Annotated in this window: 21 protein-coding genes; 7 read left to right on the top strand and 14 right to left on the bottom strand. The window is 66.9% G+C overall.

Annotated elements, in window-relative coordinates:
- Positions 1-39: 39 nt before the first annotated feature.
- The 4 genes from AzCIB_RS04130 (at position 40) to AzCIB_RS04145 (ending at position 3,872) form a co-directional block, all read left to right on the top strand.
- Entirely contained in the window at positions 40-858 is an 819-nt protein-coding gene (locus tag AzCIB_RS04130) for a polysaccharide pyruvyl transferase family protein (protein ID WP_050414723.1), read from the top strand.
- Between the two features lie 58 nt (positions 859-916).
- A complete protein-coding gene (locus AzCIB_RS04135) occupies positions 917-2,239 on the top strand; it encodes a UDP-glucose dehydrogenase family protein (RefSeq protein WP_050414724.1) in 1,323 nt (440 codons plus the stop codon).
- Between the two features lie 84 nt (positions 2,240-2,323).
- Positions 2,324-3,427 carry a nucleotidyltransferase family protein gene (locus AzCIB_RS04140; protein ID WP_050414725.1) on the top strand — a complete coding sequence of 368 codons (1,104 nt, stop codon included), beginning with the start codon at positions 2,324-2,326 and terminating at the stop codon, positions 3,425-3,427.
- Between the two features lie 250 nt (positions 3,428-3,677).
- Positions 3,678-3,872, top strand: a complete 195-nt coding sequence (locus tag AzCIB_RS04145) for a hypothetical protein (RefSeq protein WP_211165053.1) — start codon at positions 3,678-3,680, stop codon at positions 3,870-3,872.
- Positions 3,873-3,911: 39 nt separating this feature from the next.
- Here the strand turns inward: AzCIB_RS04145 and AzCIB_RS04150 are convergent, their stop codons facing one another.
- The 8 genes from AzCIB_RS04150 to AzCIB_RS04185 all read right to left on the bottom strand — a co-directional run bounded on the left by AzCIB_RS04150 (position 3,912) and on the right by AzCIB_RS04185 (position 14,345).
- Positions 3,912-5,969: a M3 family metallopeptidase gene (locus tag AzCIB_RS04150; RefSeq protein ID WP_050414726.1), complete on the bottom strand. Its 2,058-nt coding sequence runs from the start codon at positions 5,967-5,969 to the stop codon at positions 3,912-3,914.
- Between the two features lie 158 nt (positions 5,970-6,127).
- Positions 6,128-6,901, bottom strand: coding sequence for a DUF2189 domain-containing protein (locus AzCIB_RS04155; RefSeq protein WP_050414727.1), 774 nt, complete (start codon positions 6,899-6,901; stop codon positions 6,128-6,130).
- A 227-nt stretch (positions 6,902-7,128) separates the two neighbouring features.
- Positions 7,129-8,064, bottom strand: coding sequence for a phosphoribosylaminoimidazolesuccinocarboxamide synthase (locus AzCIB_RS04160; RefSeq protein WP_050414728.1), 936 nt, complete (start codon positions 8,062-8,064; stop codon positions 7,129-7,131).
- Between the two features lie 71 nt (positions 8,065-8,135).
- On the bottom strand, positions 8,136-9,425 hold the full coding sequence (locus AzCIB_RS04165; protein ID WP_050414729.1) for a DUF3422 family protein: 1,290 nt from the start codon (positions 9,423-9,425) through the stop codon (positions 8,136-8,138).
- A 116-nt stretch (positions 9,426-9,541) separates the two neighbouring features.
- Positions 9,542-10,231, bottom strand: coding sequence for a YiaD family glycine zipper/OmpA-like lipoprotein (locus AzCIB_RS04170; protein WP_083446869.1), 690 nt, complete (start codon positions 10,229-10,231; stop codon positions 9,542-9,544).
- Between the two features lie 98 nt (positions 10,232-10,329).
- Positions 10,330-12,900, bottom strand: a complete 2,571-nt coding sequence (locus tag AzCIB_RS04175; protein WP_050414731.1) for a putative bifunctional diguanylate cyclase/phosphodiesterase — start codon at positions 12,898-12,900, stop codon at positions 10,330-10,332.
- A gap of 113 nt (positions 12,901-13,013) precedes the next feature.
- Positions 13,014-13,712 carry a methyltransferase family protein gene (locus tag AzCIB_RS04180; protein WP_050414732.1) on the bottom strand — a complete coding sequence of 233 codons (699 nt, stop codon included), beginning with the start codon at positions 13,710-13,712 and terminating at the stop codon, positions 13,014-13,016.
- A gap of 84 nt (positions 13,713-13,796) precedes the next feature.
- Positions 13,797-14,345, bottom strand: a complete 549-nt coding sequence (locus tag AzCIB_RS04185) for a glutathione peroxidase (protein ID WP_050414733.1) — start codon at positions 14,343-14,345, stop codon at positions 13,797-13,799.
- A 194-nt stretch (positions 14,346-14,539) separates the two neighbouring features.
- Here AzCIB_RS04185 and AzCIB_RS04190 point away from each other — a divergent pair, with 194 nt between their 5' ends.
- The gene (locus AzCIB_RS04190; RefSeq protein WP_050414734.1) at positions 14,540-16,405 is read left to right on the top strand and encodes a GGDEF domain-containing protein; all 1,866 of its coding nucleotides are present in this window, start codon (positions 14,540-14,542) and stop codon (positions 16,403-16,405) included.
- Positions 16,406-16,460: 55 nt separating this feature from the next.
- On the opposite strand, the gene AzCIB_RS04195 is transcribed toward AzCIB_RS04190, so the two are convergent.
- The 4 genes from AzCIB_RS04195 to pyk form a co-directional block, all read right to left on the bottom strand.
- Positions 16,461-17,132 carry a hypothetical protein gene (locus tag AzCIB_RS04195; RefSeq protein ID WP_050414735.1) on the bottom strand — a complete coding sequence of 224 codons (672 nt, stop codon included), beginning with the start codon at positions 17,130-17,132 and terminating at the stop codon, positions 16,461-16,463.
- Between the two features lie 49 nt (positions 17,133-17,181).
- Positions 17,182-18,246: a class II fructose-bisphosphate aldolase gene (fba, locus tag AzCIB_RS04200; protein ID WP_050414736.1), complete on the bottom strand. Its 1,065-nt coding sequence runs from the start codon at positions 18,244-18,246 to the stop codon at positions 17,182-17,184.
- A gap of 135 nt (positions 18,247-18,381) precedes the next feature.
- Positions 18,382-19,137, bottom strand: coding sequence for a 5,6-dimethylbenzimidazole synthase (bluB, locus tag AzCIB_RS04205; protein WP_050414737.1), 756 nt, complete (start codon positions 19,135-19,137; stop codon positions 18,382-18,384).
- A gap of 53 nt (positions 19,138-19,190) precedes the next feature.
- A complete protein-coding gene (gene pyk, locus AzCIB_RS04210) occupies positions 19,191-20,639 on the bottom strand; it encodes a pyruvate kinase (protein WP_050414738.1) in 1,449 nt (482 codons plus the stop codon).
- A gap of 185 nt (positions 20,640-20,824) precedes the next feature.
- Between pyk and AzCIB_RS04215 the strand changes: the two genes are divergently transcribed.
- Both AzCIB_RS04215 and AzCIB_RS04220 read left to right on the top strand, forming a co-directional pair.
- Positions 20,825-21,700 (top strand): cache domain-containing protein, encoded by an 876-nt coding sequence (locus AzCIB_RS04215; protein ID WP_050414739.1) that lies wholly within the window; start codon positions 20,825-20,827, stop codon positions 21,698-21,700.
- Between the two features lie 110 nt (positions 21,701-21,810).
- Entirely contained in the window at positions 21,811-22,059 is a 249-nt protein-coding gene (locus tag AzCIB_RS04220) for a hypothetical protein (RefSeq protein WP_050414740.1), read from the top strand.
- A gap of 102 nt (positions 22,060-22,161) precedes the next feature.
- Here the strand turns inward: AzCIB_RS04220 and AzCIB_RS04225 are convergent, their stop codons facing one another.
- A complete protein-coding gene (locus AzCIB_RS04225) occupies positions 22,162-23,346 on the bottom strand; it encodes a phosphoglycerate kinase (RefSeq protein WP_050414741.1) in 1,185 nt (394 codons plus the stop codon).
- 66 nt (positions 23,347-23,412) lie between these two features.
- Positions 23,413-24,429: a type I glyceraldehyde-3-phosphate dehydrogenase gene (gene gap, locus AzCIB_RS04230; RefSeq protein ID WP_050414742.1), complete on the bottom strand. Its 1,017-nt coding sequence runs from the start codon at positions 24,427-24,429 to the stop codon at positions 23,413-23,415.
- Between the last annotated feature and the right edge of the window lie 80 nt (positions 24,430-24,509).

The following is a 24,509-nucleotide window of genomic DNA, read 5'->3' on the forward strand; positions in this document are numbered from 1 at the left end:
CCTCCTTCCCCACCTACCCGAATCCACTCGACGGAAACGATGCTCAAGCGAATCAGATCCCTGTTCGAACCGGCGCCCAAGCCGCAGGCGCCCGTCTCCGCGCCGCTGCCCTACCGCCACGTGTCGCTGTTCCACTGGCGACCGGCGAACGGCAGCGTGAACTTCGGTGACCACCTATCGCAGGTCGTCGTGTCGCGCGTGCTCGGCCTACGCGGCCTGACGCTCGACGACCAGGTCGAGCAGTCCGCGCGCCTGCTCGCGATCGGCTCCATCCTGCACTTCGCGGCGCACGATGACGTCGTGTGGGGATCGGGCGTCAACGGCAAGGTGCCCGAGTCCGCCTTCACCGCGCAGCGGCTCGACATCCGCGCGGTGCGCGGCCCGCTCACCGAGGAGTTCCTGCGCAGCCGCGGGCACCGCGTCCCGATGGTGTATGGCGACCCGGCCCTGCTCGTGCCGCACCTCTACGCCGGCCGCTTCCGCCCGATCGCCGAGAAGGCGCACGTCTTCGTCCCCAACCTGCACGACCTCCGGCTCGTCGCCGGCAAGCCCGACGTCGTCTCGCCGCTCGCGGGCTGGAACACCGTCGTCGCCGAGATCCTCAAGGCGCGCCTGGTGCTCGCCAGTTCGCTGCACGGCCTCGTCATCGCCGAGGCCTTCGGCATTCCGGCGCGCTATGTCCGCCTCAGCGAAACCGAGAACCTGTTCAAGTACCGCGACTACTACTACGGCACCGGGCGCACGGACTTCGAATACGCGACCTCCATCCCGCAGGCGCTGGAGATGGGCGGCATGCCCGCCTTCGACTTCGATCCGCGTCCGCTGCTCGACGCCTTCCCGTGGGACCTGTGGCGTTGAACCCCGCCCATCGCACGGCCATCCAAACAGACAAATCGATAGAGAGGGGAGAGCCCCAATGAAACTGACCGTCATCGGCACCGGCTACGTCGGCCTCGTCTCCGGCGCCTGCCTTGCCGACGTGGGCAACGACGTGCTGTGCCTGGACGTCGACGCCGCCAAGATCCGCATCCTCGAGGACGGAGGCATCCCGATCCACGAACCCGGCCTGCTCGAGATCGTGCGGCGCAACGTCGAGGCCGGGCGCCTCGCCTTCACCACCGACACCGAGCGCGCCGCGCGCCACGGCGAGATCCAGTTCATCGCCGTCGGCACCCCGCCCGACGAGGACGGCTCGGCCGACCTGCAGTACGTGCTCGCCGCCGCACGCGCCATCGGCCGTCACATGGACGGCTACCGCGTGATCGTCGACAAGTCCACGGTCCCGGTCGGCACCGGCGACAAGGTGCGCGCCGCGATCGCCGACGAACTCGCCGCGCGCGGCGTCGAGCTGCCGTTCTCGGTGGTCTCCAACCCCGAGTTCCTCAAGGAAGGCGCCGCGGTGGACGATTTCATGCGCCCCGACCGCATCGTCGTCGGCGCCGACGACGAGCGCGCGATCGGGCTCATGCGCCGCCTCTACGCGCCGTTCCAGCGCAAGCACGAGAAGCTCGTGGTGATGGACGTGCGCTCGGCCGAGCTCACCAAGTACGCCGCCAACGCGATGCTCGCGACGCGCATCAGCTTCATGAACGAGCTCGCGAACCTCGCCGAGATGCTCGGCGCCGACATCGAGCTCGTGCGCCAGGGCATCGGCTCCGACCCGCGCATCGGCTGGCACTTCCTGTACGCCGGCTGCGGCTACGGCGGCTCGTGCTTCCCCAAGGACGTCAAGGCGCTGATCCGCAGTGCCACCGAGCACGGCGGCGAGCTCAAGGTGCTGACCGCGGTCGAGGCCGCCAACGACGCCCAAAAGCGCGTGCTGGTCGACAAGATCGTGCGCCGCTTCGGCGAAGACCTCTCCGGCCGCCGCTTCGCACTGTGGGGCCTCGCGTTCAAGCCCGACACCGACGACATGCGCGACGCCCCCAGCCGCGTGCTGATCGAGGAGCTCTTCCGCCGCGGCGCGCGCGTCACCGCCTGCGACCCGGTCGCGATGCGCGAAGCGGAGCGCATCTTCGGCGACGAGCCGCGCCTCGCCTTCGCCGGCCGCCCGAAGAGCGCGCTCGAAGGGGCCGACGCGCTGGTGATCGTCACCGAGTGGAAGGAATTCCGCAGCCCCGACTTCGAAGCGATCCGCAGCCGCCTGCGCCAGCCGGTGATCTTCGACGGCCGCAACATGTACGAACCCGGGCGCATGCGCGACGAGGGCATCGAGTATTTCGGCATCGGCCGCGCCTGAGCCGTTCCCGTTTCAATCCCCGCGACCGTGCGGCCGTGCGCCGCGCGGTGGGGCTCCCTTTTCATCCATGAGAGAGGTGTCGCTATGGCAAAAGCAATGATTCTGGCTGCGGGGCAGGGCACGCGGGTGCGCCCGCTGACGAAGAACGTGCCCAAGCCGATGGTGCCGATTCTCGGCAAGCCGGTGCTGGAATACCTGATCGAGCATCTCGCACGCTTCGGCGTGAATGAGATCATGATCAACGTCGCCTTCAATCACCACAAGATCGAGGACTACTTCCGCGACGGCCACCGCTGGGGCGTCGAGATCGGCTACTCCTACGAAGGCGTGCGCGACCACGGCGAGATCGTGCCCAAGGCGCTCGGCTCGGCCGGCGGCATGCGCCGCATCCAGGACTTCGGCGGCTTCTTCGACCAGACCACGCTGGTGATCTGCGGCGACGCGCTGATCGACCTCGACATCCGCGCCGCCCTCGACGAGCACCGCCACAAGAAGGCGCTCGCGAGCGTCGTCACGCTCGAAGTGCCGCGCGAGCAGGTGCAGAACTACGGCGTCGTCGTCACCGATGCGAACGGGCGCGTGAAGTCCTTCCAGGAGAAACCCAGCCCCGCAGCCGCGAAGTCCACCCTCGCGAGCACCGGCATCTACATCTTCGAGCCGGAAGTCATCGACCTGATCCCGCCCGGGCGCGAGTTCGACATCGGCAGCGAGCTCTTCCCGTTGCTCGTCGCCGAGGAGCGCCCCTTCTACGCCCAGACGCGCTTCTTCAACTGGATCGACATCGGCCGCCTCACCGACTACTGGGCCGTGCTGCAGCGCGTGCTGCGCGGCGAGATCGCGCAGATGGACATGCCCGGCACCGAGATCCGACCCGGCGTGTGGGTCGGCCTCAACACCGCGATCGAATGGGACAGCGTGCAGGTCGTCGGCCCCGTCTACATCGGCTCCGGCGTGCGCATCGACCCCGGCGTATCGGTCATCGGCCCGACCTGGATCGGCCACGGCAGCCACCTGCGCGCCGGCTCGCGGGTCGAGCGCAGCATCCTGTTCGAATACACGCGGGTCGGCGAAGGCCAGCGCTTCAGCGAGAAGATCCTCTCGCCGCAGTACTGCGTGGACCGTTCGGGCGAAACCCTCTACGTCGGCGACGACCGCACCGAACTGCGCTGGGGCGACGCGCGCGCCTGAGCCGCTAGCGCGGGGATCGGCCGGGTATGTCACGGGGCCGCCCGGCCGGCGGCGACGCCGCGACCGCCCCACGGCGAGCCGCTGCCGCGTCGGCCGTCTTTACATCCTATTTCACATTTGTCGCGGGAACCGCAGCATGCGACCGTATGTCTTTGTAAATATGACTGGTTCGCGTGCGTGGCGTGAATCGTGCTTTCCGCTTTATCAGGGGGGACTGGTCTTCAGTCCTTGAACACTTCCGGCGTCCCGCATGGAGATCGCGATCGTGGAATACCATGGAACCGAGATGCGCGTGGATTGGGTGATGCGCCAGTACGTCGAAACCATCATCCAGTATCTTGCCCGCGGTGGGAGTCTGGCGAACGCGCGAATGAACATGACCGAGCGCGGCGTTCCCGTCCACGTGCAGGACCGCGTGTTCGAAGGTCACGCCGCGCTGCAGTGACCCGCGGGAGCGCTGCAGCGCAGCGCCCCCGTCAGGTCGTTACGCCTCCACCATGCCGTTGTGGCGCAGCAGCGCATCGACGCGCGGTTCGCGTCCGCGGAAAGCCTTGAACGACTCCAGCGCCGGGCGGCTGCCGCCCACCGCGAGGATCTCGCGCCAGAAGCGCTCGCCGGTGTCGCGATCGAGCAGCGTGCCCTTGCCGGCGCCGGCCTCCTCGAAGGCCGCGAACGCGTCGGCCGACAGCACCTCCGCCCACTTGTAGCTGTAGTAGCCCGCCCCATAGCCGCCCGCGAAGATGTGCGAGAAGCTGTGCGGGAAGCGGTGCCAGGCCGGCGGGAACATCACCGCGACCTCGCGGCGTACCTCGTCGAGCAGCGCCATCACCTGCTCGACCGGCACCGGGCCGGTCGATGCGTCCGGCTCGCTGTGCAGGCGCAGGTCGAACATCGAGAACTCGAGCTGGCGCACCATCTGCATGCCGCCCTGGAAGTTCTTCGCCGCGATCATCTTGTCGAAGAGTTCGCGCGGCAGCGGCGCGCCGGTATCGACATGGGCGGTCATGCCGGAGAGCACGTCCCACTCCCAGCAGAAGTTCTCCATGAACTGGCTCGGCAGTTCCACCGCATCCCATTCCACGCCGTGGATGCCCGACACCGCCAGGTCATCGACGCGCGTCAGCAGGTGGTGCAGGCCGTGGCCGCATTCGTGGAACAGGGTCAGCACGTCGTCGTGCGTGAAGGTCGCCGGCTTGCCGCCCACCGGACCGGGGAAGTTGCACACCAGGTAGGCGACCGGCGTCTGCACGCCGCGCATGTTCGAATAGCGGCTGCGCGCCGAATCCATCCACGCTCCGCCGCGCTTGGTCTCGCGCGCATGCAGGTCGAGGTAGAAATGGCCGACCGTCGCCCCCGCCTTCTCGATGCGGAAGAAATGCGCGCTGGGATCCCATTTCGGCGCCTCCTCGGCGACGATGTCGACGCCGTACAGGCTGCGGATCACGCCGAACAGGCCTTCGAGCACCTTCGGCTCGGGGAAATACTGTTTCACCTCCTGTTCGGAGAACGCATAACGCGCCTGGCGCAGCTTCTCCGACGCGTAGGCGAGGTCCCACGGCTGCAGCGGGGCCAGTCCCAGCCCGGTGCGTGCGAAATCCTTCAGCGCGGCGAGATCCTGTTCGGCAAAGGGCTTCGCCTTGGCCGCGAGTTCGCGCAGAAAATCGAGCACCTGTGCGGGCGACTCGGCCATCTTCGCGACCAGCGAGACCTCGGCGTAGCTCGCGTAGCCCAGCATCTTCGCTTCTTCGGCGCGCAGCGCGAGGATTCGCCCGATCAGCGGGCCGTTGTCGAGTTCCGGCTTGCCCTGCTCGGACGCACGCGTCGCGTAGGCACGGTACATGCGCTCGCGCAGCGCCTGGCTGTCGGCGTACTGCATCACCGGCAGGTAGGAAGGCATCTGCAGCGTGAATTTCCAGCCCGGCTTGCCTTCGCGCTCGGCGGCGGCACGCGCGGCGTCGATCGCGTCCTCGGGCAGGCCTGCGAGTTCGGCCTCGTCGGTGATCCACTCGGCGTGGGCGTTGGTCGCGTCGAGCAGGTTCTCGGAGAACTTCGCCGCGAGCGCCGACATCTCCTCCTGGATCGCCTTGAAGCGCGGCTTGTCGGCGTCCGGCAGCTCCGCGCCGGACAGGCGGAAGTCGCGCAGCTCGTGGTCGATGATGCGCCGGCGTACCGGCGGCAGCTGGTCGTACTCGGCGCTGTTGAAGAGCTGGCGGAATTTCTCGAACAGCTCCAGGTTCTGGCCGACGTCGGCGTAGAAGCTGGAAACCTCCGGCAGCAGGGCGTTGTACGCCTCGCGCCACTCGGGCACGTCCATCACGCTGTGCAGATGGCCGACCACGCCCCACGCGCGGCCGAGGCGTTCGCCTTCCTCGGTGAGCGGCGTGACGAAGTTGGCCCACGTGGGCGGCGCCGGGTCGGAGACGAGGTCCGCGATCAGCGCGCGGTTCTCGTCGATGAGCTGGCGGATCGCGGGGGCGACATGTTCCGGCCGGATCTCGTCGAAGCGCGGCAGGCTGGTGAAATCGAGCAGGGGATTGGGCATGCGTTTCTCGGCTGGCGCAATGATCGTTCTGGAAGGGGCGGGAACAGCGCTGCGAGTCGGGCGCGCGCGCAGCCCCGGCCGGTCATTCTAACCGCAGGGGCCGTGGGGCGTGCGCGGCGATCGGCGCCGCCGGCGCACGCGGGAACGCGCGTGCCGGCTTACTCGACGAGATCCTTGTAGGCATGCCACGTGGCATGGCCGACGAGCGGCAGCAGCACCACCATGCCAATCATCATCGTCGCGAAGCCGAGCCCGATCAGCAACACGATCAGCGCCGCCCATACCGCCATCGCGCCGAGGTTGAAGCCGACCGCACGGGCGCTGGTCATCATCGCCGTCACCATGTCGCTGCTGCGGTCCATGAGCATCGGCACGGACACCACGGACAGCGCGAACACGAGGCAGGCGAGTGCACCGCCGACGATGAGGTAGGAGACGACGAAATGCACGTAGTTGCCGGACAGGAACACATCCTGGAAAAAGTTCGCCATGTCCGGCGGAACGTCGTGATAGAAGAGCGCGAACAGGATCGCCGACAGGCGCTCCCAGCCGAGCAGCACGAAGGCGAGAAAGGCCCCGTAGTACAGCAGGTGGTCGCCGTGTCGCGCCAGTCCCTTCACGGAGTCGGCAAAGCCGGCGTCCTCGCCGCGCTCGTGGCGGCGCGAAATCTCGTACAGGCCTGCCGCGGCCAGCGGTCCGACGAGGAAGAAACCGGAAATCGCCGCAGTGAACAGGTAAGGCATGTCCGTCGCGTAGGCGAGGATCAGGTAACCGAGCACGGCGAAGATCAGTCCGTAGCTCAGGCTCGCACCCATGTTGGCGCGCATGTCATCCCACCCCATGCGCAGCCACTGCAGCGGCCGCGCTGCTTCGACCTGCCTGACGTGGGGAAGGGTGAAATGACGGTCGAGGGAATTGTAGGACTTGTCCATGGCAGCCTCCTTGGAGTTGGAAGTACCAGAGGGCGGCTCCGTGCGGCGTGGCCGCGATGGGGATGGCCCCCGGGTCGAGTGTTAGAGCGGCCGGTTTCGGGCAAGTTCACCCACTTCGCGACAAGCCTGCGACGTCGATTCAGTGACCAGCGGGCGGCGGGCGTGGAAAGGCCCGCCGTCCCCGGCAGGGTGCCGGGAAGGGCGGGCCTTCGAAGGGCGCTACGTACTCAGGCCAGCGTCTGGCCGGTCAGGCGCTCGTAGGCTTCGCGGTACTTCGCGGCGGTGCGCGCGATCACTTCCGCGGGCAGCGACGGTCCCGGCGCCTTCTTGTTCCACGTCAGCGTCTCGAGGTAGTCGCGCACGTACTGCTTGTCGTAGCTCGGCGGGCTGATGCCTTCGCGGTAGCTGTCGGCGGGCCAGAAGCGCGAGGAGTCGGGCGTCAGGGCCTCGTCGATGAGGTGCAGCGTGCCGGCGGCATCGACGCCGAATTCGAATTTCGTGTCGGCGATGATGATGCCGCGCCCGGCGGCGTAGTTGGCCGCTTCGGTGTACAGCGCGATGGCCGCGTCGCGCGCCTGTGCGGCGAGCTGGGCGCCGTTCCTGCCGGTGCCCGCGAGTTCGTTGACCAGCGCGGCGGCGCAACGCGTCTGCGCTTCGGCGAAGGAGATGTTCTCGTCGTGGTCGCCGACTTCGGCCTTGGAGGCCGGCGTGAAGATCGGCGCGGGCAGCTTCGCCGCCTGCTGGAGCCCCGCCGGCAGCTTGATCCCGCAGATCGCGCCGGTGTCCTGGTAGTCCTTCCAGCCCGAGCCGATCACGTAGCCGCGCACCACGGCCTCGATCGGCAGCGGCTTGAGGCGCTTCACCACCAACGCGCGGCCGCGCACCTGCTCGCGTTCGTCCGCCGCCACCACCGATTCCGGATCGATGCCCGTGAGCTGGTTCGGCACGATGTGGCCCAGGCGCGAGAACCAGAAGTTCGCCATCGCGGTCAGCACGCGACCCTTGTCCGGAATCGGGTCCGGCAGGATCACGTCGAAGGCGGAGAGCCGGTCGCTGGTGACGATCAGCAGCTTGTCGGCATCGACGGCGTAGATGTCGCGCACCTTGCCGCGCCCGAGCAGCTGCAGGCTCTTGATGGAGGATTCGAACAGGGGAGTGGCCACGATGGAAACTCTTTCAGGGCAAAGCGCAATTATAGGACAGCTTGGGCGCCGGCTACCCCTCAATGGCCACCTCAATGACCGCCTTCCTCGGCGGTGAGCTGGCGGCGCATGCGGCGCAGCCCCAAGGCGACGAGTCCCGCGATGACGGGGATCGACACCGCCGTGACGACCTCGGGTGTAGCCGGATGGATGTAGTCCTTCGCGCCCTTGGCGAGGTACTGCACGAGCTGCGAGCCGTAATACGTGATCGCGACGACCGACAGGCCCTCCACCGTTTCCTGCAGGCGCAGCTGCAGCTTCGCGCGGCGGTTCATCTGGCCGAGCAGCTCCTGGTTCTGGCGTTCGAGCTCGATCTCCACGCGCGTGCGCAGCAACTGCGAGTTGCGCACGATGCGGCTCGACAGGTCCTCCTGCCGCCGCGCAACCGTCGCACAGGTATCGATCGCCGGCGTCAGGCGCCGTTCCATGAATTCGCGTACCGGCGGGTAACCCTTGACGCGCACCTCGCGCAGGTCGTCGATGCGCTGGCGCACCAGCCGGTAGTAGGCGGCCGCTGCGCCGAAGCGGTAGGTCGTGCGCGCGACCGAACGTTCGACGTGCGCGGCGAGCCGCGTCAGACGGCCCAATACGTGGCGCTCGTCCTCGGGGGTGGCGGCCGCCCCCATCGCGTCCATCAGGTCGGCCAGTTCATCCTCGGCGAGCGCCAGCAGCCGGCCGACCTCCTTCGCGACCGGGAAGGCGAGCAGGGCCATCACGCGGTAGGTCTCGATCTCGAGCAGGCGCTGCACCGTGCGTCCCGCCTGGCGCGGAGTCAGCGAGGCGTCGAGGACGAGGAAACGCGAGAAGCCGTCGGCGATCTGGAAGTCCGTGAAGACCCAGCCCGCGCCGTCGGCGATCTGCGATGCGACCGAAGTCGTTCCGGTCGGCGACAGCTGTGCGAGCACCGTCTCGGGGGCGACCTCATCGACGCCGCGCAGCTCGATGTGCGTGGCGACCAGCAGCTGGCCGGGGATCTCGCGCCGCCACGCGGCAGGCACGTCGAGCAGCGGGTTGTCGTCGCTCGTGCCGCTGAAGTCGATGCGGCGCACGAAGGTGTAGCTGGTGAATTCGTTGTGGCGTTCCCACTTCAGGCGGAATCCGCCGGCATCGAGGAAGACGTGCCCGGACGAGGCGTCCGGCGGCGCCAGTTCGAACTGTTCGGCGAGCAGGCGCAGGTGGTCCGCTTCGCGTTCGGCGCTGCCGTCGACGTGCAGGAAGGCGAGGTAGGTGACGAACTCCGGCGTTTCCAGCGTGACCGGGGGGCGCGCGTGGACTTCGTCGTTCAGTTTGTGGCGGAGCGGATATTCGTCGAACAGGGGCATGGCGCGGCAGTTGGGTTGGACGCGCTAGGGTAGCGACCGCGGGGCGATAACGAAAGCCCCGCCGCGCCCGGGCATCGCTGCTGCGGGCAGGGCGGGGCTGCAGGAGGCCGGTGCGATCAGTAGCGGGGGCCGGGGGCCGGCTGCATACCGGGCTGCTGGGCCTGCGCGGGCACGATCAGCACTTCGACGCGGCGGTTCTGCGCGCGTCCCTGCGGCGTTCCGTTGTCGGCGACCGGTCGCGATGCGCCGTAGCCGACGGCGATCAGCCGGCTCGATTCCACGCCACGCTGGTTCATGTAGGTGCGCACGGAATCGGCGCGGTTTTCGGACAGCGCCTGGTTCATGCTCGCCGCGCCGGTCGAGTCGGTGTGACCCTCGATCTGCACGATGGTGTCGGGGTATTGCTGGATGCTCTGCGACAGGCGCGACAGCACTGGCTGGAACTGCGGCTTCACGTCGGCACGGCCGGTGTCGAAGGTGATGTTCTCGGGCGCCTGCAGGCGGATCGTGTCGCCCTGGCGCTGCACCTGCACGCCGGTGCCGGCCATCTGCTGGCGCAACTCGGCTTCCTGCTTGTCCATCTGGCGGCCGACCAGGCCGCCGACGGTCGCGCCGATCGCAGCGCCCACCAGGCCGCCCGTCGTGCGGTTGCCCGAACCGCCGACGACGTTGCCCAGGATCGCACCGGCGCCGGCGCCGATGGCCGCTCCGCGGGTGGTCTGAGCGTGTTCGCCGTAGAACGGATTCTGCGCACACCCTGCGACCGTCAGGATCGACAGGGCCGCGACGATCAATGTTTTTTTCATTATTGCCTCCTGGGTTGAAAAGAGCGAACTGCCCTATTTTGAGCGCGTCCGCCCGCCCGGGGTTCCGGGAAGCATAACGAATTGTAAATGTTCGGGGTTCAGGTGCTGATGCCGATGGCCTGTTCGATGGATGGTGTCGGGCGCTGGATGTGATAGCCCTGGGCGAGATCGATCGACTGGGCGACGACCTTGTCGAGCACCTCCGCGTCCTCGACATACTCGGCCACGGTGCGGATGCCCAGCTCGCGCGCGAGCGCGACGATGCTGCGCACGAGGGCGCGATCCTTGTCGTTGTGCTTCATGCCGAGGATGAAGTCGCCTTCGATCTTCAGGAAGTCGATCGGGAAGCGCTTCACGTAATGGAAGGAGGAGAAGCCCGAGCCGAAGTCGTCGATCGCGAGACGGAAGCCTTCGCCCCGCAGGGTGTTGATGAAGCGTTCCAGCAGGGCCATGTTCTTGATCGTCTCGCGCTCGGTGATCTCGAACACGATGCGCGACGGGTCGAAGCCCGACGCACTGGCGATGCGCCGCGTCTCCTGCACGAAATCGTTGAGCACCAGCGCGCGCGGCGACATGTTGAGGAACAGCAGGCCCTGGTAATTGGCCGCGGTGGCCGCCTCGAGCGCGCGCTCCATCAGGATGTAATCGAGCTTGTGCATCAGCCCCATTTTCTCGGCGATCGCGACGAAGGCGTCGGCGACCAGGATGGAGCCGTCGTCGAGACGGATGCGCGCGAGCACTTCGAGCGCCTCGACCTTGCCCGTCTTCGGGTCGATGATGGGCTGGTAGTAGGGGATCACTCCGCGCGCCTCGACCGCCGCGAGGATCAGCATGCTCTTCTCGGACAGCGAGCGGAACACCTCGACGACGTCCTGTTCGGTGGGGATCGCCACCCGGCCTTTGCCATCGGCCTTGGCGCGATACATCATGCTGTCGGCGAACAGGAACAGGTCCTTGGTCTCGATGGCGTGGTCCGGATAGACCGCCATGCCGACCGACAGCGAGCCGTTTACGCGCGTATTGTCCGGGGTCTCGATCGCCAGCAAGGTCACGGCTTCGATGATGCGCTGGGCGACCTCGATGGTGCCGGCGAGGTCGGTCTCGGGCAGGATCGCGACGAACTCGTCGCCGCCGTAGCGCGCGAGCAGGTCGTCCTCGCGGATCGCCTGACGGATGGTCGTCGCGACCTCCTGCAGGAACACGTCGCCGAAGCCGTGGCCGTAGGTGTCGTTCACCGACTTGAAGTTGTCGGCGTCGATCATCAGCAGTCCGAACTTGTAGCCGTGACGCCCCGAGCGCGTCGCCTCGCTGTCGAGCAGCTCCCAGAACACGCGCTGGTTGTAGAGGTTGGTCAGCGGGTCGCGCGTCGCGTAGTACTCGAGGTCTTTGGTGTACTTGTCGATCGCCTTCACCGAGCCGACCACGTTCAGCAGCGTCGACAGGATGCTCTCGACCACCAGCCAGCGCGTCGCGTCGGTGCCGGCCTGGGCCTGCATGCCGATGCCGACGATGCCGCCGATCTTGGGCGCCTCGACCAGCAGGGACTTCGTCTGCACCTCAATGTCGCAGCGCACCAGCTCCGGCGCGTTGCGCGAGCTGTCGGCGATGTTGTGCTCGATGCTCACGGCGTAGCCGTCGGCGAAGTAGGGGTTGCGGCGCAGCGATTCGCGCACGGTCTCCTCGAACAGCTGCCGGCTCTCCGTCGACGGCGCGTAGCGCCAGAACACCTCGAGGTCGAAGACGTCCTCGCCGGTCTTGAAGATCGAGAACAGCGCGTAGGCCGGCATCACGCCGTCGATGTCGATGAGCAGGCGATTCACATACTCGCGCCAGTCCTTGACGACATCGGACGTGAGGATGAATTTCTCCAGCAGGCGGATCTCGAACTCGAGCATGTCCTTGTCGACGGCCACGCTGCGGACGCGCTCGGTGAGCTGCCTGACCTCGGTCACGACCGGGCTGAATTCGCTGAAGCCGAAATCGAGCGAAGCGTTTTCGAGTTGCTTCAGGTCCGAAAGCCGGGTGATCGAGCGTATGTTCGTCGCAAAGCCCGCGATCGCCTTGTCCAGCCGGCGGCGGATATACATCACCATCAACAGCGTCGCCACGATCGCCACCGGCACCACCGGCGCGAAGGCGAACATGAACTGGCGGTTGCCGGCCTCGAGGAGCGGTCGGATGTCCTGGCGCACGTCGATCACGCCCAGCACTTCGCCGGGCTTCGCGTTCGTGTGGCATTGCCGGCATTCGGCCTCGGCGCGCAGGGCGTTGATGAAGCGCACTTCCGGGCCCTGATCGATGCGGCGGCTCTCGCCGGTCGCAATCACCTCGAGGATCGCCGCATCCATCTCGCGCTGCTTGATCTCGCCGAACAGTTCGGTGACGCGCGGCGCGCGGTAGATCGCGATCTGGTGCTGGGTATTGTCCACCGAACGCTCGATCGCGCGGATGAATTCCTCAAGCTGCGTGCGCGTCCAGCCGGTGCGCATCAGCTGGAACATCGACTGGAAAGTCACTTCCGCGAAGGTGTTCGCGTCGCGCATCGCCTCCTCGCGGATCGAGCGCTCGTAGAGATTGGAGACCACGTACTGGGTGGCGACCGCGAGCGCCGTCGAGAAGACGACGGCAGCAGTCAGCAGGAGTCCGCGGATGGTCTTGATCGGAGTCATTGCGTATGGCGATCCCGGACTTGCGCAGGCGCTGCACGCGGTCACCGCCGGGGACCGGTCTGACGCCCGACGCGGAGTGTAAGAACGCGTAACAAAAAGGAAATTTCCGCGGACTATACTCCCACGCCCCCATTACGGAAAGCCTTGTTCCGGGCGGGTGAATCGCCTTCCGCGAGGAGCGCTTCGGCCTGCTCGCGCGTAAGGAATCGGCCCGGCAGGGGGATCAGCCCGGCAACGGCGGCACGATAGCGGGCGTAGGGGGCGCCGTGCAGCGCGAGGAGCTTACGCTCCTCGAGCAGGGAGCCGATCCAGAGGTAGGCGGTGATGCACAGCGACGACGTCAGCCGCGCGGCATCCATGTCGCGCGTCCACAGGATCAGCAGGCCCAGGAAGTACCACGGGTGGCGCACGATGCGGTGCAACGGCGACAGTTGCAGGTGCCCTTCCGCGTGCGCCGGCGGTTGCGCATCCGCGCGCCACTGAGCGAGGCCCGAAAAGCCTCCCATGTCGTAATGGCGGGTCGTCCACACGAAACCTGCCACGGCCGCGAGCGCCACGGCGTTCGCGATCCAGGCGCCGACGCCGGACCATTCCCACAGCAGCGGGCCGCGCAGTTCGAAGGTGAGCCATGCGGGCGGCACGAGCAGCAGCACCGCGATGGCGTTGAAGGCCAGCCGGTAGCCGCGCGTCGCGGCAGGCCAGTGCCGTGTGACGAATCCCTTCGCCGCGAACGAGGCCAGCAGGGAATGGATCAATCCGTACAGCGCCCACACGGCGACGAGGATGGCGAGCTGTGCGGCGGACGGTGACATGGGCGGCCTCGGCGGTGTCGCGTGCGGGCGGATCCCGCGGCGAGCGGGATGATGTCACGATTGCCCGCACGCGGTCGTGCTTTCCTACAGCGCGCGTTCGATCGCCTCGCGCACTTCCCGGGAGTCCGGCTCGACCCGGCTCGGGAACGACGCGGTCACCTTGCCGTTGCGATCGACCACGTACTTGTGGAAGTTCCAGCGCGGGGCGCCCGACTGCCGCGCGAGTTCGCGGAACACCGGATGGGCGCCGTCCCCGCTGACGCCGATCGGCGAGAACATGTCGAAACTCACCCCGTAATTCACGAAGCACACCTGCGCGGCCTCGGCCTCGTTCGCGGCTTCCTGACGAAAATCGTTCGACGCGAAGCCGAGGACCATGAGGCCGCGGTCCTTGTACTGCCGGTGCAGCGCTTCGAGCGCCTTGAACTGTCCCGTGTAGCCGCAGTGGCTGGCAGTGTTGACGATCAGCAGTGGCTTGCCGCCGTAGCGCTGGCGCAGATTGACGACCTCTTCCGAGTGCAGACGACGCATGGAGTGATCAAGGTAGGTGAGGCCGTCGGCGGGGCCGGCCGCGGACGCGCCGAGGGGGAGCAGCAGGGCGGCACACGCCGCCGCGGAGAGTGCGCGGATCATTGGTTTTCTCGCTGTTGGGGCTGGGGTGTCACTGAGACCCCGGAAGTCCGGTTCGAGTTCGTCGCGGGCGCGCAGCGGCGATGCCAGGAGCAAAGGTGAACATCCCCCATTTCCGGGTGTTACAAAGCTTTTCAGGGCATAATTGCACCCCGGCGAAACAATCAAGCGGGGAGGCGCGCACCCCCGGAGTCCGAATGAATCTGAATCGAAAGATGACCCTGCTGTTCGGCGGCATCGCTGTGGGCACACTGGTGATGCTGATCCTGATCAGCCTTTATGCCTTCCGCAGCTATTCGATCGCCTCGTCGACGGCGCACGTGCGCACGGCCGCAGAAATCGTGCGCGTACATCTGACCGAGTCGATGATCCAGGGGGTCATCGACAAGCGCGAACAATTCCTCAACCGCCTGCTCGAGGTCCAGGGGCTGCGCACGGCGAGGGTCGTGCGCTCCACGCACGTGAATGAACAGTTCGGCGCCGGCATGAACCGCGAAATGAACGCGGACGAGATCGAGAAGCTCGTGCTCGCCGACGGCCAGCCCCGCTACGAGATCCGCGACGAAGCCGGCGATTCGGTGTTCCGCGGCACCATTCCGTTCGCCGCCTCTTCGCGCGGCACCCCGAACTGCCTGCAGTGCCACAAGGTCAACGAGGGGACGGTGCTCGGCGCGGTCACGATGGAGCTTTCGCTCACCGAGCTGAAGGAAAAGGCGCTCATGACCGTGACCTGGATCAGCGTCACCATGGCGGTGTTCGCGGTGCTCTCCATCCTTCTCGCCCGGCGTCTGATCCTGCCGGTCGGCTCGACTGCGCAGGCGGTGGAGCGTGCAGTGCACCGCGCGCTGAAGGGCGACTTCAAGGGGCGCGTGGAAAAGCGTACCGACGACGAGATCGGCCAGATCGCCAGCGAGACCAACAACCTGCTCACCTTCCTCGACGATGGCCTCGCGCGCATCAGCCAGCGCGTGGTGCAGCTCACCGGCCGCACCCTGCGACAGGACGACAACCAGCTCGAGGTCGCGATCGACATGGTCAACGGCCTCGCCGATGCGTCCAGCTTCAAGCAGGCGATCGAGGAAGACGAGACCAAGGCCGAGATATTCGACCGTTTCGGCCGCGTGCTGACCGACCAGTTCGGCGTGCGCGAATTCTCCATCTACGAGACCTCCGGGCCGAAGCAGCTGGAACCCTTCATGGTGGACGGCGTGCAGGGCGGCTCGTGCCGCTGGTGCGATCCGCAGATCCTCGTGCGCAGCGACATGTGCCGCGCCAAGCGCTCCGGGCACACCGTCGATGGCCTGACCCAGCCGGGCATCTGCTATGCGTTCAAGCAGCCCGACGATACGGGGGAGACGCGCCGCCACTATTGCGTGCCCATCATGCAGTCCGGCGCGGTGGGCAGCATCGTCCAGCTCGTGGTGCGTGGATCGGAGGCCGCGCGCTTCCATACCCAGGTGCCGTACGTGAACGTCTATGTGCGCGAGATGGCGCCGGTCCTGGAGGCCAAGCGCCTGACCGAGACGCTGCGCGAGTCCTCGTTGCGCGATGCGATGACGGGTCTGAACAACCGCCGCTTCCTCGAGGAATACGTCGACACCCTGGTCGCCACGGCGCGCCGGCGCAAGATCGAGCTGGCGATCATGGTGCTGGACATCGACTACTTCAAGATGGTGAACGACACCTACGGCCACGATGCCGGCGACGCGGTGCTGAAATCGCTGGCCGCGGTGCTGCGCACTTCGGTGCGGGCATCCGACATGGTCATCCGCTTCGGCGGGGAAGAGTTCCTCATCGTCCTGCAGGAAACCGAGGCGGAGAATGCGCTGCGTGTCGCCGAGAACATCCGCGCGACCGTCGAGGATCTGAAGATCCAGATCGGGGGCGCCGTGCTGCAGAAGACGATCTCGATCGGCCTGGCGATGTTCCCCGAGGACAGCGAAACCTTCTGGCAGACGGTGAAGTTCGCGGACGTGGCCCTCTATCGCGCGAAGGATGACGGCCGCAATCGCGTCGTGCGCTTCAGGTCCGAGATGTGGGAAGGGCACGCCGACTCGTACTGAGCGGCGGGGCTGGCGGAAGTCTTCGCGGGGACGGCCCGCTGCGCGGCGGGCCGCCTCAGCTGGTCTTTTGCCAGATGGCGATGAGGGCGTCGCGGTGCGCGGCGAGTTCGCCGGGCGCCACCTCGATCACCGGGCCGCTCAACGTGTGTCCGGCACAGGCGCCGCGCAGTCGCACGTCCGAGCCCTGGATTGCCACCACCAGTCCGTCCTGGTTGGCCTGCAAACGGCTCTGGCGGTCCTGGTCGCTCACCAGCACGCTGCCGTTGGTGAGGTTCAGTCGCGCGTTGAGTGTGGCGTCCTTGCCCGAGTTCAGGCGCGCCCCGACTACGCAGGCCACCATGCGGAACTCCCCCGCCAGCGCGAGCGCATGCCGGCGCAGGAAGCGCGCGCGCTCGACGTCGGTGAGGGGCACGCGCCCGGCCGTGCGCCGCGCGAGCTGGTCGAGCTCGTCGTCGGTGAGGTGCGGGCCGGCGGCGACCAACTCCTCGCGGGGAACGGCCGCAGCCGCGGTGTTCAGAACGTCGAGGTGATGGTGGTGGGAAACCACCGCGATGCCAGCCTTCCCGAGCTGCTTTGCCGTCACCGTCGGCATTCCCTGCAGCACCATCGCGCCGAGCAGTTCCTGCACGGCCTTGCATAATTTCTCATGGTTGCCGTCGAGAAATGCGGCGGGCGCTTCGAGTTCGAACTCGAAGCCGACGGTGAGCTTAAGATTTGCCTTGGGCATGGGGCTGCGCATGGGCACCGCGCCCGAAGGCGCGAGCCGGGTAAATGTCTTAACGGACGACTTGCGTGAGCTCGCCGGACTTGTAGCGCGCGGCGATCTCTTCCAGCGACGCCGGCTTGATGCGGCTCGCCTGACCGGCGCAGCCGAAGGCCTCGAAGCGCGCCTTGCACACCAGCTTGGCGGCTTCGCGGGCCGGTTTCAGGAACTCGCGCGGATCGAATTTCGACGGGTTCTCGAACAGGAACTTGCGCACCGCGCCGGTCATCGCGAGGCGGATGTCGGTGTCGATGTTGATCTTGCGCACACCGAACTTGATCGCGGTCTGGATCTCCTCGACCGGCACGCCGTAGGTTTCCTTCATGTCGCCGCCGTACTGGCGGATGATTTCGAGCAGCTCCTGCGGCACGCTCGACGAGCCGTGCATCACCAGGTGGGTGTTCGGCAGGCGCGCGTGGATCGCCTTCACGCGCTCGATCGCGAGGATGTCGCCGGTCGGCTTGCGCGTGAATTTGTAGGCGCCGTGGCTGGTGCCGATCGCGATCGCCAGCGCGTCGCAGTCGGTCTGCTTGACGAAGTCGGCCGCCTGGTCGGGGTCGGTGAGCAGCATCGAGTGGTCCAGCGTGCCTTCTGCGCCGATGCCGTCTTCTTCACCGGCCTGGCCCGTCTCCAGCGAGCCGAGGCACCCCAGTTCGGCCTCCACGGTGACGCCGATGGCGTGCGAGAACTTCACGACCTCGCGGCTCACCGCGACGTTGTACTCGTACGAGGACGGGGTCTTGCCGTCTTCCATCAGCGAGCCGTCCATCATCACGCTGGAGAAGCCGGAACGGATCGCGCCCATGCAGATGGCGGGCGACTGGCCGTGATCCTGGTGCATCACGACGGGGATCTGCGGATAGGCCTCGACGGCGGCGTCGATCAGGTGGCGCAGGAAGGCTTCGCCGGCGTACTTCCGGGCGCCGGCCGAGGCCTGCATGATCACCGGGCTGTCGCACTCGGCCGCAGCTTCCATGATCGCCTGGACCTGCTCGAGGTTGTTGACGTTGAACGCCGGCAAACCGTAGCCGTTTTCGGCGGCGTGATCGAGCAGCTGGCGCATGGAAACGAGGGGCATTGTCCTTCTCCGGTATCAAGTGCAGGCACGACAGACGTGCCGGGTTGCGAATTGGCTCGCATTTTAGCGTTTGTTGGGCGGCGGTGGGTCCGGCGAAGGAAACGGCATGCAAATACCTGCCGCCGCGCCGTCCTGTCAGAGTGGCGGCAGGCCCCGCGCCGCGAGTGCCTGGGCTGTACGCAGCGCCTCGCGCAGCGATCCGGCGTCCGCGCTGTCGCCGCCCCAGCCGTCGAAATGCACGAGCTCGTCGAGCGGCAGGCGCTGGCGCCAGCCGGCACTCTGCAGTTCCGGCTGGTCGAGGAAGTGGCTGACGTGTCCGATGCACAGGTAGGCGACCGGCATGATGCGATCGGGCAGCGAGAGGATCTCGCGGATCGCCGACTGGCGGAAGATGCTCACCCAGCCCACGCCCAGCCCTTCGGCGCGGGCGGCGAGCCACAGGTTCTGCACCGCACACACCGAGCTGTACAGATCCATCGCCTTGATGTGCGTGCGGCCGATCACCACCGGGCCGGCGCGGTCCCGGTCGCAGGTGACGCACAGGTTGATCGGCGCCTCGAGGATGCCCTGCAGGCGCAGGCCGGAATACACCTCGCGCTGCTTGCCCTCGAACATCTGTGCGGCTTCGGCGTTGGCGAGCGTGAAGGCGTCGTGCACGCGCTGCTTCACGGCCTGGTCGCGGACCAGGACGAAGTTCCACGGCTGCATGAAGCCGACCGACGGCGCGAAGTGCGCGGCGGTGAGGATGCGCGCGAGCATGTCGTCGGCGACCGGGTCGGGCAGGAACTGGCCGCGCACGTCACGGCGCGCGAGGATGTTGCGATACACGGCAGCGCGCTCGGCGTCGTCGAAATGATGGTGGGCCTGTTGGCCAGGGGCGGCGCTCTTCATCGATTCCTCTTGCGAAGTGCAGTGGACGGCGAACGGACCAGGTTGCCGCTGATTCATTGGTCGTTGAGGTGCGGTGCCGGATGTTCGCCGACGCGCACGATCTTGAGCGTGTTCGTCCCGCCGGAGGCGCCGATCGGCTCCCCGATCGTCAGCACGATGAGGTCGCCGTGCTCGACGACGCCCTGGTCGAGCAGGATCTGTTCGGCCTCCCACAGCATCAGGTCGCGGTCCTGATGCGTCTGCGACATCAGCAGGGGGAAGACCTCGCGGTACAGCGTCATCTGGTTGCGCGAGGCCAGCTCGGGCGTCAGCGCGTAGATCGGCACGCCGCTGTTGAGGCGGCTCATCCACAGCGCGGTCGAGCCGGTCTGCGTCAGCGAGGCGATCGCCTTGACCTTGAGGTGCCAGGCGGTCCAGATTGCCGCCAGCGCGATCGACTGGTCGATGCGCGTGAACACGCGGTTGAGCACTTCGCGATCGAGCGTGACCTCGGCCGACTTTTCGGCTTCGAGGCACACGCGGCTCATCGCCTCGACGACATCGACCGGGTACTTGCCCGATGCGGTCTCCGCCGACAGCATCACCGCATCGGTGCCGTCCAGCACCGCATTGGCGACGTCGGAGACCTCCGCGCGTGTCGGCACCGGGCTGCCGATCATCGATTCCATCATCTGCGTCGCGGTGATCGTCAGCTTGTTGCGGTCGCGTGCCGCGCGGATCATCTTCTTCTGCAGCGCCGGGACGGCTGCATCGCCGACCTCGACAGCGAGGTCGCCGCGGGCGACCATGATGCCGTCCGAGGCGTCGAGGATCTCGTCGAGGTTGGCGACCGCCTCGGTGCGCTCGATCTTCGCGATCAGCAAGGCCTCGCAGCCGGCCGCGCGCAGGAGCTGCTGCGCCATGTACATGTCAGCGGCGCTCTTGGGGAAGGAAACGGCCACGAAGTCCACGCCGATGAGGGCGGCGGTCTTGATGTCGTCCATGTCCTTCGCGGTCAGCGCGGGCGCGGTGAGGCCGCCGCCCTGGCGGTTGATGCCCTTGTTGTTCGACAGTTCGCCGCCCACCCGCACGGTGGTGTGGATCTCCGCGCCGACGACGCGGTTGACGACCAGCTTGATGCGCCCGTCGTCGAGCAGCAGCACGTCGCCCGTCTTCACGTCCCGGGGCAGGTTCTTGTAGTCGAGGCCGACGCGCGTCATGTCGCCCAGCTCGCAGCGCGCATCGAGGATGAACTCCGCATCCTTGTGCAGGTGCACCCGGTCGCCGGCGAACTTCCCGACGCGGATCTTGGGGCCCTGCAGATCGGCGAGGATGCCCACCGGCCGGCCGGCTCGCTCGGAGGCGTCGCGGATTGCGGCGGCGCGGGCGATGTGGTCTTCTGCCTTGCCGTGCGAAAAATTCATGCGCACGACGTCGATCCCCGCATGCACCATGCGTTCCAGAACTTGCGGGTCGGACGAGGCCGGGCCCAGGGTGGCGACGATCTTCGTGTGGCGCAGCATGTTTTCTCCGTGTCGATATGCATCCGAGAACACGATTCTACCTGCGCGCGAAAGGGCGACGGGGCCGACATGGCCGCGATGCGCGGCGTCTCGCCCTTGGGCTGGGCTCGTCCGCCCTCTCGACAGATGCTGAAGCTTCCTATAATTTTGTCTTCATCAATTCAAATACCGGACTTCCGAACGCCATGAAACTTGCTCCCGTCGCTTCGTTGTGTGTGCTCATCCTGATGACGCCGCCCTTGCTTGCAGCCGACCCCGCGCCCGCGCCGGGACAGGGCACCCTCGTGCAGCGTGCCGACGAGAATCGCAGCCTGCGCCTGCTCGACAAGGCGGTGGCGCGTTTCCGCGAAGTCGGCGATGCGGCGTTCGACGAATTCAACCGCGCGCCGCAGTTCAAGGACCGCGAACTCTATGTGTACGCCCTGGGGACGGACGGCACCATGCTCGCGAGTGGCGGCTCCTCGGTGGTCCTGGTAGGGCGCAACGTGGCGACCATGCAGGATGCCGCCGGCAAGCCCTTCTTCCGTGAAATGCTCGACGTCGCGGCGAAGAGCGAGGCAGGGCGGGTCGAGTATCGCTGGCTCAATCGCGTCGACAACCGCGAGGAGCCGAAGGTGACGCTGTTTCGCAAGGTCGGCGAGCGCATCATCGCGGTCGGCTATTACGTGCCGCGGGCGACTCCGGCTCAGGCCCGGGAGTTGCTGAACCGGGCGGTTGCGGCGGTGAAGGAGAAGGGGGCGCAGGCGGCCGTTGCGGCCTTCAACGCGCTCGACGGTGGCTTCGTGCAGGACGATCTCTACGTGTTTGCGATCGACATGAATTCGCAGCGTTTCCTTGCGCACGGTGCGATGCCCAAGCTGGTCGGCAGCGACGGTCGCGCGGTGCGCGATCCCAAGGGCAAGGCGATCGTCGCCGATATGGTGAATATCGTCAGCCGCAAGGGCGAGGGCGAGCTCGACTACGCGTGGCGCAACCCGGTTACCGACAAACTGGAAACCAAGCATTCGTTCATCCGGCGCGTGGATGACATGCTGGTCGGCGTCGGCTATTACATGCGCTGACGCATCCGGTTGACCTCCGACAATATTCCGCGGAGGTCGATCCGGGAGAATGCACGCCGTCGGATGCCATGCCGTCCGGCGAACGTTTACCCCTGAAGGATGAAGCGCCCATGATCGACGACGTTACCCGCACCCTGCTCGACAGCCTGCCGCGCGGCGGCAGCTACGACCTTTCGGTCGCTCACGATCCCGCGAGCAACCTGCACGCGCTGACCATCGTGATCGACGGCCAGACCTTCCAGCCGGGGATCGGTTACGGCAGCAGCGACGAGTTCGAATTCGACCGCGAGCAGATCGCGGCGTATCTCGTCACGCGCAAGCAGAAGTGCGGCGGCTGCGGGAGTTGCAGCTGCGGCTGAGTGCCCGTTCGGCGCCCTCTGCAATGAAAACGGCCACCCGCGGGTGGCCGTTTTCATGTCGGGTCCGCGGCGCTGCCGGGCCCGCATCGTGCGAGGGCGTCCTCAGTCGTTGAAGCGCTCTTCCAGCGCTGCGATCGCCGGCAGGGTCTTGCCTTCCAGGAACTCGAGGAAGGCGCCGCCGCCGGTGGAGATGTAGCCGACGTCCTGGGCGATGTGGAACTTCGCGATCGCCGCGAGCGTGTCGCCGCCGCCTGCGATGCAGAAGGCGTCGGAGTGGGCGATGGCGGAGGCCATCATCTTCGTGCCGCCGGCGAACTGGTTGTGCTCGAACACGCCCACCGGGCCGTTCCACACGATGGTCCCGGCGTGGGCGATGATGTCGGCGAGCTTCGCCGAGGTCTTCGGGCCGACGTCGAGGATGCGGTCGTGCGTGCCGACCTCTTCGACCGGGATGCGGTTCGCGCGCGCCAGCGCAGAGACTTCGTCCGCGACGACGACGTCGACCGGCAGCGGTACTTCTGCACCGCGTGCCTTCATGATGTCCATGACGGCCTGTGCTTCCTTGACCAGTTCGGGCTCGGCGAGCGAGTCGCCGATGCGGTGGCCCGACGCGAGCAGGAAGGTGTTGGCGATGCCGCCGCCGACGATCAGTTGGTCGACCTTTTGTGCCAGGGTCTTCAGGATCGTCAGCTTGCTCGACACCTTGGCGCCGCCCACGATCGCGACCAGCGGGCGGGCCGGGTTCTCGGTGGCCTTGGTGAGCGCGTCGATCTCCGCGCCCATCAGCATGCCGGCGCACGCGACCGGTGCGAAGCGCGCGATGCCGTGGGTCGTCGCCTCGGCGCGGTGCGCAGTGCCAAACGCGTCATTGACGTAGATGTCGCACAGTGCGGCCATCTTCTTCGCCAGTTCTTCGCTGTCCTTCTTCTCGCCCTTGTTGCAGCGGCAGTTTTCGAGCAGGACGACTTCGCCCGGCTTCACCTCGAAGCCGCCTTCGACCCAGTCGCGGATCAGGCGCACGGGCTTGTGCAGCAACTCGCCCAGACGCACCGCGATCGGCGCGAGCGTGTCCTCGGGGTGCAACTCGCCTTCGGTCGGGCGACCGAGATGGGAGGTGACCAGTACGGCCGCGCCGTTATCGAGGCAGTACTTGATCGAGGGCAGTGACGCGCGGATGCGGGTGTCCTCGACGATGTTGCCGGCCTCGTCCTGCGGCACGTTGAGGTCGGCGCGGATGAAGACGCGCTTGCCGGCGACGTTGAGGTCGGCGAGTTTCTTGACTTGCATGGATTCGTTCCCGATGGAAAAACGCCCCGCTTAGCAGGGCGTTACGTTACGTGCTGGGTCGCGTGCTTATTTGGCGTTATGGAGCGCGCGGGCGGCGTCGAGCATGCGGCAGGAGTAGCCCCACTCGTTGTCGTACCACGCGAGCACCTTCACGAGGTTGCCGTCCATCACGCGCGTCTGGGTCGCGTCGAAGATCGAGGAGTGCGCGTCGTGGTTGAAATCCATCGACACCAGCGGATCTTCGTTGACCGCCAGCACGCCCTTCAGCGCGCCCTTGGAGGCTTCCTTCATTAGCGCGTTGATCTCCTCCTTCGAGGTCGCACGGCTCGCCGTGAAGGTCAGGTCGACCAGCGACACGTTCATCACCGGCACGCGCAGGGCGAAGCCGTCGAACTTGCCCTTCAGCGCCGGCAGCACCAGGCCAACGGCCTTCGCGGCGCCGGTCTTGGTCGGGATGATGTTCTGTGCGGCGGCGCGGGCGCGGCGCAGGTCCTTGTGGCGCACGTCGACCAGCACCTGATCGTTGGTGTAGGCGTGCACCGTCGTCATCAGGCCCTTCTCGATGCCGATGTTGTCCTGCAGCACCTTGGCAACCGGCGCGAGGCAGTTGGTCGTGCACGAGGCATTCGACACGACGGTCATCGCCGAGGTCAGCACGTCGTGGTTCACGCCATAGACGATGGTCGCATCGACGTCATCGCCGCCGGGAGCGGAGATCAGCACCTTCTTCGCGCCCTGCTTGAGCAGCACCTCGGCCTTGGCCTTGGCGGTGTAGGCGCCGGTGCACTCGAGCAGCACATCGACGCCCAGGTCGCCCCAGTTCACGCCCAGCGGATCCTTGGTCGAGAAGAAGGGGATGCGGTCACCATTGACGATCATCACGTTGTCGCCTTCGGTCTCGACCGGGAAGGCGAAGCGACCGTGGGTGGTGTCGTACTTCGTCAGGTGGGCGTTGGTCGCCAGGTCGCCAGAGGCGTTGATCGCAACGATCTCGAACTGGTCGCGCAGGCCCAGTTCGTACAGGGCGCGCAGCGTGCAGCGGCCGATGCGGCCGTAGCCGTTGATGGCGAGTTTGATGGTCATCGAGGATTCTCCCGGAGCAATGATACGAACGGCACAATCTGATAGCCGGCGCCGCGGACTGCCGGCGCCGACTGCGCCGG

It is taken from the genome of Azoarcus sp. CIB (genome assembly GCF_001190925.1).
In the GTDB taxonomy this organism is placed as follows: domain Bacteria; phylum Pseudomonadota; class Gammaproteobacteria; order Burkholderiales; family Rhodocyclaceae; genus Aromatoleum.